This window comes from Nonomuraea maheshkhaliensis, from assembly GCF_039529435.1.
In the GTDB taxonomy this organism is placed as follows: Bacteria; Actinomycetota; Actinomycetes; order Streptosporangiales; family Streptosporangiaceae; genus Nonomuraea; species Nonomuraea maheshkhaliensis.
This window is the reverse complement of record NZ_BAAAMU010000138.1, coordinates 14,487-27,963: the sequence shown is the minus strand read 5'-3', so window position 1 is coordinate 27,963 and position 13,477 is coordinate 14,487. Positions and strand designations below refer to the sequence as shown.

At 67.2% G+C, this 13,477-nt stretch carries 14 protein-coding genes; 6 read left to right on the top strand and 8 right to left on the bottom strand.

Going from position 1 to position 13,477, the window contains the following annotated elements:
• The first annotated feature begins 88 nt into the window (after positions 1-88).
• Positions 89-973, top strand: a complete 885-nt coding sequence (locus tag ABFX54_RS48070; RefSeq protein ID WP_346113823.1) for a hypothetical protein — start codon at positions 89-91, stop codon at positions 971-973.
• Positions 974-1,505: 532 nt separating this feature from the next.
• Here the strand turns inward: ABFX54_RS48070 and ABFX54_RS48065 are convergent.
• A complete protein-coding gene (locus tag ABFX54_RS48065) occupies positions 1,506-1,997 on the bottom strand; it encodes a tyrosine-type recombinase/integrase (protein ID WP_346113822.1) in 492 nt (163 codons plus the stop codon).
• A gap of 13 nt (positions 1,998-2,010) precedes the next feature.
• On the opposite strand from ABFX54_RS48065, the gene ABFX54_RS48060 reads away from it, so the two are divergent.
• Positions 2,011-2,259 carry a hypothetical protein gene (locus ABFX54_RS48060; protein WP_346113821.1) on the top strand — a complete coding sequence of 83 codons (249 nt, stop codon included), beginning with the start codon at positions 2,011-2,013 and terminating at the stop codon, positions 2,257-2,259.
• A 744-nt stretch (positions 2,260-3,003) separates the two neighbouring features.
• On the opposite strand, the gene ABFX54_RS48055 is transcribed toward ABFX54_RS48060, so the two are convergent.
• The 7 genes from ABFX54_RS48055 to kdpF form a co-directional block, all read right to left on the bottom strand.
• Entirely contained in the window at positions 3,004-3,609 is a 606-nt protein-coding gene (locus ABFX54_RS48055; protein WP_346113824.1) for a GDSL-type esterase/lipase family protein, read from the bottom strand.
• A 218-nt stretch (positions 3,610-3,827) separates the two neighbouring features.
• A complete protein-coding gene (locus tag ABFX54_RS48050; protein ID WP_346113820.1) occupies positions 3,828-4,496 on the bottom strand; it encodes a response regulator in 669 nt (222 codons plus the stop codon).
• On the bottom strand, positions 4,493-7,030 hold the full coding sequence (locus ABFX54_RS48045; protein ID WP_346113819.1) for a sensor histidine kinase: 2,538 nt from the start codon (positions 7,028-7,030) through the stop codon (positions 4,493-4,495). The genes ABFX54_RS48050 and ABFX54_RS48045 overlap by 4 nt, the downstream gene beginning before the upstream one ends.
• Before the next feature lies 1 nt (position 7,031).
• Positions 7,032-7,892, bottom strand: coding sequence for a potassium-transporting ATPase subunit C (locus ABFX54_RS48040; protein ID WP_346113817.1), 861 nt, complete (start codon positions 7,890-7,892; stop codon positions 7,032-7,034).
• On the bottom strand, positions 7,893-9,986 hold the full coding sequence (gene kdpB, locus ABFX54_RS48035; protein ID WP_346113816.1) for a potassium-transporting ATPase subunit KdpB: 2,094 nt from the start codon (positions 9,984-9,986) through the stop codon (positions 7,893-7,895).
• A 2-nt stretch (positions 9,987-9,988) separates the two neighbouring features.
• Positions 9,989-11,650 (bottom strand): potassium-transporting ATPase subunit KdpA, encoded by a 1,662-nt coding sequence (kdpA, locus tag ABFX54_RS48030; protein WP_346113815.1) that lies wholly within the window; start codon positions 11,648-11,650, stop codon positions 9,989-9,991.
• On the bottom strand, positions 11,650-11,739 hold the full coding sequence (gene kdpF, locus ABFX54_RS48025) for a K(+)-transporting ATPase subunit F (protein ID WP_148433700.1): 90 nt from the start codon (positions 11,737-11,739) through the stop codon (positions 11,650-11,652). Before kdpF ends, kdpA begins: the two co-directional genes overlap by 1 nt.
• A 395-nt stretch (positions 11,740-12,134) precedes the next feature.
• On the opposite strand from kdpF, the gene ABFX54_RS48020 reads away from it, so the two are divergent.
• The 4 genes from ABFX54_RS48020 to ABFX54_RS48005 are packed head-to-tail and all read left to right on the top strand — an operon-like array spanning position 12,135 to position 13,474.
• Positions 12,135-12,419 (top strand): integrase core domain-containing protein, encoded by a 285-nt coding sequence (locus tag ABFX54_RS48020; RefSeq protein WP_346113814.1) that lies wholly within the window; start codon positions 12,135-12,137, stop codon positions 12,417-12,419.
• Between the two features lie 47 nt (positions 12,420-12,466).
• Entirely contained in the window at positions 12,467-12,793 is a 327-nt protein-coding gene (locus ABFX54_RS48015) for a PadR family transcriptional regulator (protein WP_346113813.1), read from the top strand.
• On the top strand, positions 12,790-13,146 hold the full coding sequence (locus ABFX54_RS48010) for a DUF1048 domain-containing protein (protein ID WP_346113812.1): 357 nt from the start codon (positions 12,790-12,792) through the stop codon (positions 13,144-13,146). The genes ABFX54_RS48015 and ABFX54_RS48010 overlap by 4 nt, the downstream gene beginning before the upstream one ends.
• 1 nt (position 13,147) lies before the next feature.
• Positions 13,148-13,474 carry a DUF1048 domain-containing protein gene (locus tag ABFX54_RS48005; protein WP_346113811.1) on the top strand — a complete coding sequence of 109 codons (327 nt, stop codon included), beginning with the start codon at positions 13,148-13,150 and terminating at the stop codon, positions 13,472-13,474.
• The last annotated feature ends 3 nt before the right edge of the window (positions 13,475-13,477 follow it).

Sequence of the window (13,477 nt, the reverse complement as noted above, 5' to 3'; positions counted from 1 at the left end):
CGTCTGACCACTGCATATATCCAGGTCAGCTAACAAATGGCGGCTGCCGTACTAGGACAGCTCGACCGTTTGCAGGCATGCTGTATCCATGGAGTGGTGGAAGCTGGGGCTTGACTACTTGAAGGTCGCCACTGGTTGGCCAATCATCCTTCTTCTAATAGTTATTGTTCTCCGACGGCCCATCGCCGCACTATTCAAGCGGGACTTTGAAGCTGAAGCAGTCGGCGTGAAAGTACGTGTTGGGCCTGAAACGCAAGCGGCGAGCGAAGCGTTGGAGGATGCACGAAATCCGCCGACCACGGAAATCACTGCACCTGAAACACAAGAAACAAGTGGTAGCGACGAGGTGGATACCTCTATCGCAATCAATAATGCGAGCCAATTTGAAAGTCGAATAAAAGAACTCGAAGCCCGAGAAGAAGCCCTTGTTCGAGTTCTATCGGAAGGCGCGCGGATTGGATGGGAATGGGCGAAGGCGGAAAAAAGTTCGCCTCCGCGTCTGATTGTAAATTGGAGTAGCGAAGGAGCTCCTAAAGTAACTATAGCGGAAGAATTTTCGTCTAGTGATTACCTATCACGTAGAAGTGCTGAACGCTATGAACGACTGGTTCTAGAAAACCTTGCAAGGATCGCTCCGGGGGAGGTTGAACCAGTTATTGGGGGTCCCGATACGGGAATCGACGCAACCCTGCGTGATGGAAAAGCTGTAATAGGGGTGATGGTCAAATATTCGCAACACGAAAATGCTCAGACCAGCGCTATAATACGCAGATTGATAAACCGCTATATTGGATCCTTGGTGCCGATTCTGATTGTCTCAAACTTTCGCCTGACCAACGCAGCCACAAACTACTTGCTAGAACTGCATGAGTCTGGCCAAGTAAAAGTCCATTGGGTTCGTTGGAGAGATGAACGCGATAATATTGCGCTGCAAAGGGGTGTCCAAATCGCCTTGTCTGACGCTCAGAACTGATAGCGACGAGATGGCTTGGAAGATTTTTCACGCGTTAGTTCGGCCGCCGCCCATAACCTCCAGCGCTGCCATCTAACAGCAACGACAAGCCCCCATATGAGGACAACCCGTGATTGGCCGAGTAGCCGGACGGGAGCCAAGACGGGAGCCAGGCCAGATGAACAACCTTGCACCGGCCTGTACTCGATTGGTCAGACCGTGCCACATCTGAATCGGGTACGAACTGATCCAAACGGCAAGGTCCTGGTTCGAGTCCCATCGCGGGAGCAAGTGACAAAGTGCGTGACATCCGGAGCGCTCAGCGAGGTCCGATCATGCATGTCGGTGCACAAAATCATGGACTTGACCAGCTCAAACACCTGATCACAAATTCAGTATGTCTGCTTCACACCGAAGAGGTCACTGGTTCGATCCCAGTATCGCCCACCATGAAGATGCAGGTGAGAAGGGGTTTCGGAGCTGATCCGAGGCCCCTCTTCCGTGTCTGGGGAGTCGATGGGAGCCAATCGGGGAGCCATCTCACTCGGACGCCCTACCCGTGTCGGCTGTTGCCGAAGATCGTATTTGTGGTCTGGGCGCCCTTGGTGATCACCGGCCTGAGCTGATGGCGGTAGACCTTCTCCGTGACGCTGGTGCCCGCGTGTCCGACAAGATCGGCGATGGTCTCGATGGGTACCCCCTGATCGCTCATGATCGAGACGAACGAGTGGCGCAGCTCGCGGAGGGTCCAGTTGGTTCCGATCCCTGCGTCCTTGGTGATCTCCCGGAAGGCTCGTCGGACGTTCGCCGCGTCCAGCGGCGCGCCCACCCTCGTGCAGAACGCCAAATTGTGATCTTGCCATGCTTCGCCGGCTCCGAGCCTTTGAGCTGCTTGGCGGGTGTGATGTTGCCGCAGCGCCTCAGCGGCGAGCTGGGGCAGTTCCAGCGTGCGGCGCGACTTACGAGTCTTGGTGTCACCTCCATCTCGGACAGCACGCCAGACGTAGATGGCGAACTTCTTGTGTTTGAACCCTGCCTCGGTCACTGGTCGCCAGGACTTGAGCCTGGGAACCCAGGCCACAGCGCCCGCAGTGGAGGTGCCCGCGCCTCCTTCCGAAGGTCAGATCGCCGACGAGTTCAAGGAGTCCATCGCGCACCTGGAAGAGGCGCTGGATCTGGGAGACCGCAAGAACGCGGTCCGGTACGCCCGGCACCTGAAGGCAATGCGCAAGAACTACCGCGGGAGCCTGTCCAGCGACGACAATCGAGCTATCAAGGACCTGCTCAGGCGGGCCAGTACCAGCTGACCGCCTGCCTCCCGCGCCTGTCCCTGGAGAGATCCCGGCCGGCCGCGGTGGCCGACGATGTTCTCGCCGCCGCCCTGACCCGGCGCGCGTGCCCAGTTGGTCACGCAGATCGCCCACGAGCTCGCGGCGGCCGGATCCGCGAGCTCGGTCATCTCGCAAGACCTATCGCGGACGCTGTTCTGAGAGACGGTTTTTGCGACGGGTCATGAGAACGAAGATGGAGGACAAACCGGACACTCGCCGGGCGATCACCAGCTCTCGCAGAACTGGTCATTTCTGAGATCACAAACAGTCACGACCACTACACAGAGCTACCTTGCGTGCGGTCGCTCCGAACCGAGCGGTGGGCCGTCTACATTGACGACGCTCTACGTCAGCTGCGGGGGCAGGGCTATCCGGGTCTGGATGGCGATGTGGCCCGGATCAGTTCCACTATGGAACGGCACATCAACGTCCTGGGCCGCTACGCCATCGCCTCCTCCGCCCCGGCCGAAGGGCAACGGCAGCTCGGCGAGATCCCCGACGTGCCGGACAGCGATGGCGGCGCGGACGAGGAGGGGGGTGGAGGCCATGGTTCCGGCGGCCACGGCAACCCTCGACGTGCTTGGCCGCTACAGCTTCCTCGGCTCCGGCCGGTCGGCGGCGTGCTGCGGTCCCTGCAAGACCCGGCCGAAGCCGAGGACGGCCGCGCAGGCCTCATCGGGACCGGGATTCACCGACCACGCGGCGCGGGTTGGATGTCGGTCACAGATGACGGCCCAGGAGCAGCCGGGCGGCTCGGTCGCTCATCCGCAGGTGCGCCGCCGGGTCGGGGTGCAGGCCATCGGGCAGCGCTTCGGCCTCGTCCGGGCCGAGGAGCTCGCGCCCGTCGAGGTAGCGCAGCGCCGGGTCGGCGCGGACGTCGACGACCTTGGCGAGCGGTGTGCGGACACCGGTCAGGGTCGGTGCTCCGGCGCCCGGGGAGCCCAGGACGCGCTGGCGTCCGGTTTCCGGGTCGGGTGCGGTGGGTCCGGCCGTGGTCTCCAGTTCGGTGAAGGGGGTCGGTGAGATGAGCACGATCGGAGTGTCCGGGTGGCCTTCGCGGATCGTGTCGAGGAACCCGTGCACAACGGGGACGAAGGTGCGCTCTCGCATCGCCGCGGGCCCGACGATGTTGATCCCGACCTTGAGGGTGATCAGGTCGGCCGGGGTGTCCCGGATGGCGCGGGCGACCTCCGGGTCGAGTAGGGCGTTGCCGCCGAATCCGAAGTTGGTCAGCGCGGCACCGGTCGTCAGAGCGGCGAGGGCCGGCCAGGTCGGGGTGGGGGCGGGCGCCCGCGACCCGGAAGCCGTCCGGGCTGACCGCGACAGCTGGAAGGTGTCCGGCCGGGCCGGCCGGCGTCCACAGCGGCCGTCTCGCGGTCATGTCCCACACGACCGCGCGGCCCGTGTGGTCGCTGCTGGCCAGGATCCGGCCGTCGTCGCTGAGGCTGACGGACCACAACGCGCCGGGGTGGGCGGCAGGCGGCCGGTGAACCCCTGCGCCTGGGCGCTCAGCAGCGTCCCGTGGGACTGCGGCGTGCGGGAGGTCATGGCGTGTAGCGGTAGCCCATGCCGGGTTCGGTGATGAGGTGCTTGGGGTGGGCGGGGTCGTGTTCGAGCTTCTTGCGGAGCTGGGCCATGTACTGGCGCAGGTAGTGGGTCTCCTTGACGTGTTTGCTGCCCCACACCTCGGTGAGCAGGTAGCGCTGGGGGATGAGCTTGCCGGGGTTGCGCAGCAGGATCTCCAGGATGTGCCATTCGGTGGAGGTGAGCCGCAGGCCGTCAGAGATGATCTTGCCGGCCAGGTCCACGGTGTGTTCGCCGATCTGGATGCTGGTCAGGTCGGCTTCGGCGATGGCGGCGCGGCGGGAGACGGCGCGGATGCGGGCCAGGAACTCCTCGACGCCGAACGGTTTCGTCACGTAGTCGTCGGCGCCGGCGTCCAGGGCGTCGATCTTGTCCTGGTTGCCGGTGCGGCCGGACAGCACGACGATGGGCACGCGAGTCCAGCCGCGCAGGCCGTGGATGACGTGGACGCCGTCGAGGTCGGGCAGGCCGAGGTCGAGCACCACGAGGTCGGGGTGCCACGCGGCGGCCTGGCGCAGCGCGGAGGAGCCATCGGCGGCGACCGCGACCTCGTAGTGGCGGGCGGCCAGGTTGATGCGCAGGGCGCGCAGGATCTGTGGCTCGTCGTCGACAACAAGGATCTTGGTCATGGTGCCGTCGCTCCGGAGTGGATCGGCATGCTGACGGTCATCGTGAGGCCTCCTCCTGGTGTCTCCTCGGGGGTGAGTGTGCCGCCCATGGCCTCGGTGAGCCCGCGCGAGAGGGCGAGGCCGAGGCCGACGCCGGTGCCGTTGCCGCGGTCGCCGAGCCGCTGGAAGGGCAGGAAGACGCGCTCGTGGTGCTCGGATGGGATGCCGGGGCCGCGGTCGATGACGCGGATCTCGACCTCGTCGTCGTGCCGGCTGCCCGTGATGAGTACCTTGCGGTCCTGCGGGCTGTGGCGGACGGCGTTGGCCATGAGGTTGACGAGCACGCGTTCCAGGAGGGCCGGGTCGGCCTGAATCTCGGGGAGGCCGAAGGGCACGTTGCCTTCGATGCGGTCGCGCATCGGGCCGAGGTCATCGATGGCGCGGGGGATGACGTCCTCCAGGGTGACGGGCTGCAGGGCGAGGCCGAGCGCGCCGGCCTGCAGGCGACTCATGTCGAGCAGGTTCTCCACCAGCCGGTCCAGCTGGTCGAGCGACTCGTCGGCGGTGGCCAGCAGTTCGTCGCGGTCCTCGGGAGTCCAGTCGATGTCGTGGCTGCGCAGGCTCTCGACGGCGGCCTTGGCGGCTGCCAGCGGGGTGCGCAGGTCGTGGCTGACGGCGGCGAGCAGGGCGGTGCGCATCCTGTCGGCCTCGGCTAGCGGCCTGGCCTGTTCGGCCTCTGCCTGGAGGCGTTCCTGGCGCAGGGCGACGGCGGCCTCGGCGGCGAAGGCTTCCAGCACGCGCCGGTCACTGGCGTCCAGCAGCCTGCCGCGGGCGGCGAGCACGAGACGCTCGTCGATCTGGACGTCGGTGTCGGCCACCCCGGGGGCGGTGCAGGGCGCGGCGCCTGAGGTGGCGACGATGCGCCAGGCTTCGGGTTCGGCCTGGTCGTCCGGGGTGGGCTCGGCGAGGCGTTCGAGCAGGGCGACCGAGTCCAGGCCGAACGTCTCGCGCAGCCGTCCCAGCAAGGAGGGGAGCGCGGCCTCGCCGCGGAGCACGTGCCCCGCCAGCGTGGACAACGCCTCGGCGTCGGCCCGGGCTCGCGCGGCCTCCCTGGTACGCCGGGCGGCCAGGTCGACGATCGTGCTGACCGCGACCGCGACCAGCACGAACACCACCAGCGCGAGGAAGTTCTCCGGGTCGGCGATGGTGAGCTTGCCGACGGGCGGAGTGAAGAACCAGTTGAGCAGGAGCGAGCCGCCCACTGCCGCCGCCATGGCCGGCCACATGCCGCCGATCAGCGCGACCCCGACCACCAGGCACAGGAACAGCAGGATCTCGCTGGGCAGCGAGACCACCTCGCGGAACGGTAGCAGGGCGGCGGTCAGCGCCGGCATGCCGGCCACCGCGACCGCCCAGCCGGACAGCCGGCGCCTCCTGTTCAGCGCGGCTCTGGCGCGTTCAGGCCGCTTGCGGCCCTGCTTGGCCTCCTCGTGGGTGACCAGGTGCACGTCGATGCTGCCGGAGCGCGAGGTGGTCTCCACTCCGACACCACGGGAGAGCACCTGGGCGAACCGGCCGCGCCGCGAGGCGCCGAGGACGAGCTGCGTGGCGTTGACGCCGCGGGCGAAGTCGAGCAGCGCCTGCGGGATGTCGTTCCCGACCACCTGGTGGTAGCTGCCGCCCAGGCTCTCCACGAGGGTTCGCTGGCGGGCCAGGTTGGTCGGATCTCCGCCGGTCAGCCCGTCGGCGCTGGTCACATGGACGGCCAGCAGGTCGGCGCCCTTGGTGCGGGCGGCGACGCGGGCGGCCCGCCGTACGAGCGTGTCGCCCTCGGGGCCGCCGGTCAGCGCGACCACGACGCGCTCGCGGGCCTCCCAGGTGCCGGCGATGCCGTGGTCGGCGCGGTAGCGGTCGAGCTGATCGTCCACCTTGCCCGCCACCCACAGGAGGGCCAGCTCCCGCAGCGCGGTCAGGTTACCGACGCGGAAGTAGTTCGACAGCGCCGCGTCCACTTTCTCCGGCGCGTACACGTTGCCGTGCGCCATGCGGCGGCGCAGCGCCTCCGGTGACATGTCCACCAGTTCGATCTGGGTGGCCCGCCGCACCACCTCGTCCGGGACGGTCTCGCGCTGCGGGATGCCGGTGATCTGCTCGACGACGTCGTTGACCGACTCCAGGTGCTGGATGTTGACCGTGGAGACGACGTCGATTCCGGCGTCGAGGATCTCGTCGATGTCCTGCCAGCGCTTGGCGTTCTTCGAGCCGGGCACGTTGGTGTGGGCCAGCTCGTCGATCAGCGCCACCTTGGGCGCGCGCTCAATGACCGCGTCCACGTCGAGCTCGGTGAAGGTGGCGCCCCGGTAGACGAGGGTCCTGCGTGGAATGATCTCCATACCCTCCAGCAGGGCGGCGGTCCGGGGGCGGCCGTGGGTCTCGACGAAGCCCACGACCACGTCCCGGCCGCGCTCGACCGCTCTGCGGCACTCGCCGAGCATCGCGTACGTCTTGCCGACCCCGGGAGCCGCCCCGAGGTAGACCCGTAGCCGCCCTCTCACGTCACCTCCCGTCGAGTGCCAGGTTGAGTTCGAGCACGGTGACTGCCGGCTCACCCATGAAACCGAGCGCGCGGCCCGTGGTGTGCTCCTCGATCAGCGCCTTGACCTGGTCAAGAGCCAGGCCGCGCTCCTTGGCGACGCGGGGCGCCTGCAGCTCGGCGTAGGCGAGCGAGATGTGCGGGTCCAGGCCCGAGCCGCTCGCCGTCACCGCGTCGGCGGGGACGGCGGGCGCGCCGGCGTTCCCGCGCACGGGGACGGTCCGGCCGGCCGCGTAGTCCTCGCCCGGCTTCGCGCACTCCACCTTCAGGCCCTGGTACTCGGCGATGAAAGGGGTGGCGGGGCAGACCTGGTTGACGGCTACCGCGCGGTGGGGAAAGACCTTCAGCACCGCGCCGACCCCGTCCGGCGTGCAGAACGGGCGGATGCCGCTGACGCCCTCCAGCTCGCCGGCCGCCTTGGAGCGGGCGCAGACCTGGGTGAGCAGCGACTGCTTGCCCTCGTCCAGGTTGCCTTTCTCATCTTTGGCGCCCGGCACCGGCAGGGTGTCGATGACGTCCTCCGGGCCGAGGTTGCTCGCCGAGGTGGAGGTGGGGTCGTAGCCGTCGCCGGCCGCGGACGGGCGGGACTGGAAGTACGCCCTGACCGGGTTGCCGTCGGCGTCGGTGAAGGACTGGCCGATGAGCGAGCTGCCGACGGTCTGGCCGTCCCGCTTGACGATCGAGCCGTTGGCGTGGTCGTTGAACACGGCCTGGGCCAGCCCGGTGGCGGCCAGCGGGTAGATGATGCCGGTGACCACCGTGAGCACGAGCAGCGCGCGGAGCGCCGCGAGGTGCTGGCGGATCCAGCTGGGCATGCGGTTCATTTATGACATCCCCGGAAGGAATTGAATCAGCAGGTCGATGATCTTGATGCCGATGAACGGGACGATGATCCCGCCCAGGCCGTAGAGGTACAGGTTGCGGGACAGCAGCTTGGAGGCGCTGGAGGGCCGGTACCTGACGCCCCGGAGGGCGAGCGGGATCAGCGCGATGATGACCAGCGCGTTGAAGATCACCGCGGCCAGGATCGCGGACTGCGGGCTGGACAGGCGCATGATGTTGAGCGCGTCCAGGCCCGGGTAGACGGCCGCGAACATGGCCGGGATGATCGCGAAGTACTTGGCGACGTCGTTCGCGATCGAGAACGTGGTCAGCGCGCCGCGCGTGATGAGCAACTGCTTGCCGATCTCCACGATCTCGATCAGCTTGGTCGGGTTGGAGTCGAGGTCGACCATGTTCCCGGCCTCCTTGGCGGCGCTGGTGCCGGTGTTCATGGCCACGCCGACGTCCGACTGCGCCAGGGCGGGCGCGTCGTTGGTGCCGTCACCGGTCATCGCGACCAGCCGGCCGCCCTCCTGCTCCTTCTTGATGAGCGCGAGCTTGTCCTCGGGGGTGGCCTCGGCCAGGAAGTCGTCCACGCCGGCCTCGTCGGCGATGGCCTTGGCGGTGAGCGGGTTGTCGCCGGTGATCATGACGGTGCGGATGCCCATGCGGCGCATCTCGTCGAACCGTTCCCGCATGCCCTGCTTGACCACGTCCTTGAGGTGGATCACGCCCAGCACGCGGCCCTTCTCCGCCACCACGAGCGGGGTGCCGCCGGAGGCCGAGATGCCATCCACGAGGTGGCCGATGTCGTCGGTGGGATGGCCGCCCGCGTCGCGCACCCACTTCATCACCGCCGTCGCGGCGCCCTTGCGCACCTCGCGGCCCTCGAAGTTCACGCCCGACATGCGGGTCTGTGCGGTGAACCGCACCCATTCGGCGCCGTGGATCTCGCGCTCGCGCAGCCCATAGCGTTCCTTGGCGAACACCACGATCGAGCGGCCCTCGGGAGTCTCATCCGCCAGGCTGGACAGCTGCGCCGCCTCCGCGAGCTCCTGCTCGCTCACCCCCCGCACTGGGACGAACTCGCCGGCCTGCCGGTTGCCCAGCGTGATGGTGCCGGTCTTGTCCAGCAGCAGCGTCGAGACGTCGCCCGCCGCCTCCACCGCCCGGCCGGACATGGCCAGCACGTTGCGCTGAACGAGGCGGTCCATGCCGGCGATGCCGATCGCGCTCAGCAGCGCGCCGATCGTGGTCGGGATCAGGCAGACGATCAGCGACACCAGCACGATGCCGGTCACGCCGTCGCCTGTCAGCGCGAGCGAGTCGGGCACGCCCGGGTTGATCGACTTGGAGAAGATCGCCAGTGGCTGCATGGTCGCGGTGGCGACCAGGAAGATGACCGTCAGGGCGGCGAGCAGGATGTTGAGCGCGATCTCGTTCGGCGTCTTCTGCCGGTTCGCGCCCTCCACCAGGGCGATCATCCGGTCCACGAAGCTCTCGCCGGGCTTCTGGGTGATCTGCACGATGATCCGGTCGGACAGCACCTTCGTGCCGCCGGTGACGGCTGACCGGTCGCCACCCGATTCCCGGATGACCGGGGCGGACTCGCCGGTGATCGCGGACTCGTCCACGCTGGCGATGCCCTCGACGACGTCGCCGTCACCGGGGATGATCTCCCCGGCTTCGACGATCACCAGATCGCCCTGCTTCAGCTCGGGGGCCCCGACGACGTCCCATTCCGTCGCCTCGCGGCTCTTGACGCGGCGGGCGGTGGTGTCGCGCTTGGCGGCGCGTAGCGTGGCGGCCTGCGCCTTGCCGCGCCCCTCCGCGACGGCCTCGGCCAGGTTGGCGAAGATCACGGTGAGCCACAGCCAGACGACAATGGCCCAGGCGAAGAACGACGGCTGAACGATGGCCAGCACAGTAGTGAAGACGGCGCCGATCTCCACGATGAACATGACCGGGTTGCGCCACATGACGCGCGGGTCGAGCTTGCGCAGCGCGTCCGGCAGCGACCTGATCATTTGTTTCGGGTCGAGCAGGCCGCCGCCGACCCGAGCCGTCGAGGGCTTCTCCAGCACAGGGGTTGGCATGTCTACAGCAGTCCTTCTGCGAGCGGGCCGAGCGCGAGGGCGGGCAGGAACGTCAGGGCGACCAGGATGATCGTCACGCCGACGACCATGCCGACGAACTGCGGCCGGTACGTCGGCAGCGTGCCGACGGAGGCGGGCACCGGCGCCTGCCGGGCCAGCGAGCCGGCCAGCGCCAGCACCAGCACGATCGGCAGGAACCGGCCGAGGGCCATGCACAGGCCGAGCGTGGTGTTGTGGAACGTGGTGTTGACGCTCACGCCCGCGAAGGCGGAGCCATTGTTGTTGGAGGCGGAGGTGTAGGCGTAGAGAATCTCCGACAGGCCGTGCGGGCCGGCGTTCAGGATCGCGGCGCGGCCGGTCTCGGTGGCCATCGCGACCGCCGTGCCGAGCAGCACGAGTGTGGGGGTGACCAGGAAGTACAGGGACGCGAGTTTGATCTCGCGGGCGCCGATCTTCTTGCCGAGGTATTCGGGGGTGCGGCCGACCATCAGGCCGGCGACGAACACCGTGATGACGGCCAGGATGAGCATGCCGTACAGGCCCGCGCCGACGCCGCCGGGGGCGACCTCGCCGAGCAGCATGTTGAAGATCAGCATGCCGCCGCCGATCGCGGTGTAGGAGTCGTGGAAGGAGTTCACCGAGCCCGTGCTGGTGAGCGTGGTGGCGGTGGCGAACATGCCGGAGTTCGAGACGCCGAAGCGGGTCTCGCGGCCTTCGAGAGCCTGGCCGATCGCCTGCGGCACGGTGCCGCTCGCGCTCAGCTCGGCCCACTGGGTGACGCCGACGCTGACGATCGCGATGATCGCCATCACGCTGACGATCGCGTAGCCCTGCCGGTTGTCACCGACCATCCGGCCGAACGTGCGCGGCAGGCAGGACGCGATCACCGTCAGCAGGAAGATCGTCAGCCAGTTCGTCCACGACGTGGGGTTCTCGAAAGGGTGGGCCGAGTTGACGTTGAAGATGCCGCCGCCGTTCGTGCCCAGGTCCTTGATCGCCTCCTGGGAGGCCGCCGCGGCCGGGGTGAAGGTCTGCTCGCCGCCGGTCAGCGTCGTCCACGTGCTGTGGTCGGCGAACGTCTGGATCGCGCCGCCGGCCACCAGCAGCAGCGCGGCCACGAACGCGATCGGCAGCAGGATGCGGATCGTGCCGCGGACCAGGTCCACCCAGAAGTTGCCGAGCGTGCCGGCCTTGCTGCGGGCGAAGCCGCGCACCAGGGCGATGGCCACCGCCATGCCGACCGCGGCGGAGACGAAGTTCTGCACCGCCAGGCCCGCGGTCTGCACCACGTGGCCCATCGTGGCCTCGCCGGAGTAGGCCTGCCAGTTGGTGTTGGTGACGAAGCTGACCGCAGTGTTCCAGGCCAGCGACGGCTCCACCGCCTCCATCCCGAGGGACAGGAACAGGTGGTTCTGCAGCCGCTGCAACCCGTACAGGAACAGGATCGACAGCACCGAGAACGCCAGCACGCCGCGCGCGTAGACGCCCCACCGCTGCTCGCTGTCGGCGTTGACGCCGAGCAGCCGGTAGGTGAGCCGCTCCACGGCGTTGTGCCTGGGTCCGGTGTAGACGCGGAACATGTAGTCGCCCAGCGGCTTGTAGCAGAGGGCCAGGGCGAGAAGGAGGGACCCGATGAACAGGATCCCCGCCATGGTCGATGACATCAGAAACGCTCCGGGAACAACAGGGCCGCGACCACGAAGATCACCAGGCCGACGACCACGACGAGCCCCACGGCATTGACGGCGCTCAAAGCCGCTCCACCGCCTTCACGACCAACCCCAGGACCACGAAGACCGTGATCGTCAGGGCGACGAAGATGACGTCGGTCATCCCCACTCCTCAATCTGGACAGGGTGTTCTGCCGTACCTACTGGACGGCCAGGAAATCAGCGAACCGTGAGATTGAGGGGTTTTGGTCGTTTTTGACGGTATTCATACGGCCGATGCCCGAATATTGATGCCCCCTCTACGCTCGGCCCCGCAGGCCGGCTTGCCGCGCCTTGACGCAGGTCTGCCCCGGTGCGGAGGCGGGACCATATGCTCCGCGTAGTGATGCGTGAAAACCGCGTCTGGCTTCCCTGGGGATGGCGGGGAGAGCCCGTCGTCGGGGTGCGGATGAGAAGAAATCCGCCGTAGGAGCCATTGATGCGCGCCTTCAACGGCACTCTCAAGGTCGAGTACGTGCACCGCCACCGGTTCCGCACCCGGGCCGAGGCCCGTCTGAAGATCGCGACCTGGATCGCCGACTTCTACAACACCACCCGGCGGCACAGTGCCGACGATGGCCTGCCGCCCATCACATTCGAACGCCACATGATCGAGAAGAGACAAGCCTCATCGGCCCTGTTAAGGACCGCTGTGGCTATAGACCGTCTCCACGTTTTCAGTGGATCGACAGGATGCGCTTCACTACTCTGTGATACTGTGTAGTGGAGCTTGGGGGTACAGAGTACCGGGTGGGCCAAGAAGGACTTGTGATGGACGACCTGACGGAGATGCTGAAGGGCACGCTCGAGGGCTGCGTGCTCGAAATCATTGGCAGCGAGGAGACCTACGGGTACGCCATCACGCGCCGGCTGAACGATCTCGGCTTCGCCGACGTCGTCGAGGGGACGGTCTACACCATCTTGCTGCGCCTGGAGAAGAAGAGCCTCGTCCAGGTGACGAGACGACCGTCCGAGCAGGGTCCGCCGCGCAAGTTCTACGCGCTCAACGACGCGGGGCGCGCGGAGCTCGCGACGTTCTGGGCGAAGTGGAACTACATCACGTCACGGCTCGACAAGCTCAGGGAGGGCAGGAGATGAAGTTCTGGGACACCGTCACAGGCAACGATCTCAACAGGGAATGGAAGGCGTTCGAGGCCCGGGCGGCGACGCTGCCGGACGACTACCGAGCGGCGTGGGGGCAGATTATCGGCCACCTCTTCCTCTACGGGGACTTCACGGGCCGCAACCTGATGCCGATCCTCGACGGCGCTCTGGGGCTGCTGGAGGAGACGGCGGCCGACGGGCAGAGCATCGAGGACGTGCTGGGTGACGACATCGCGGGGTTCTGCGCGGCGCTGGCCGGCTCGGAAGGCGCCCGCACCTTCCGCGACCGGTGGCGCCGGCAGTTGAACAGGAACGTCGCGAGGAAACTGGGCCGGCTGGGAGGCTGACATGGGCATCCACGACATCATCCAAGGCAAGAAGCAGTGGCGGGCGCACATGGCCCGGGTCAAGGCGCTTCCGCCCGACTACGAGATCGTCTACAAGGAGATCCAGAGGTACTACTTCAAGGTCGGTCCGATCGGCCTGGCCGACGGGTCCCTGCTCACGGGCCTCCTCGAGTTCTTCGAGGAGGGTGTCGCAGCCGGCACGGGAGTCCTGGAGCTCATCGGCGATGACGTCGCTGCCTTCGCCGACGAGCTGATCAAGGACTCGCGCACCTTCGCTGAGGTCTACCAGGAGTCCATCAGCGGGGAGCCCGGCACGGCCGGGAAGTGACAC

Excerpts from the sequence above, each read along its gene's own strand:
- ABFX54_RS48070 (WP_346113823.1), top strand. The coding sequence starts at position 89 with ATGGAGTGGTGGAAGCTGGGGCTTGACTACTTGAAGGTCGCCACTGGT.
- ABFX54_RS48050 (WP_346113820.1), bottom strand. The coding sequence starts at position 4,496 with ATGACCAAGATCCTTGTTGTCGACGACGAGCCACAGATCCTGCGCGCC.
- ABFX54_RS48040 (WP_346113817.1), bottom strand. The coding sequence starts at position 7,892 with ATGAACCGCATGCCCAGCTGGATCCGCCAGCACCTCGCGGCGCTCCGC.
- kdpB (WP_346113816.1), bottom strand. The coding sequence starts at position 9,986 with ATGCCAACCCCTGTGCTGGAGAAGCCCTCGACGGCTCGGGTCGGCGGC.
- kdpA (WP_346113815.1), bottom strand. The coding sequence starts at position 11,650 with ATGTCATCGACCATGGCGGGGATCCTGTTCATCGGGTCCCTCCTTCTC.
- ABFX54_RS48020 (WP_346113814.1), top strand. The coding sequence starts at position 12,135 with ATGCGCGCCTTCAACGGCACTCTCAAGGTCGAGTACGTGCACCGCCAC.
- ABFX54_RS48015 (WP_346113813.1), top strand. The coding sequence starts at position 12,467 with ATGGACGACCTGACGGAGATGCTGAAGGGCACGCTCGAGGGCTGCGTG.
- ABFX54_RS48010 (WP_346113812.1), top strand. The coding sequence starts at position 12,790 with ATGAAGTTCTGGGACACCGTCACAGGCAACGATCTCAACAGGGAATGG.
- ABFX54_RS48005 (WP_346113811.1), top strand. The coding sequence starts at position 13,148 with ATGGGCATCCACGACATCATCCAAGGCAAGAAGCAGTGGCGGGCGCAC.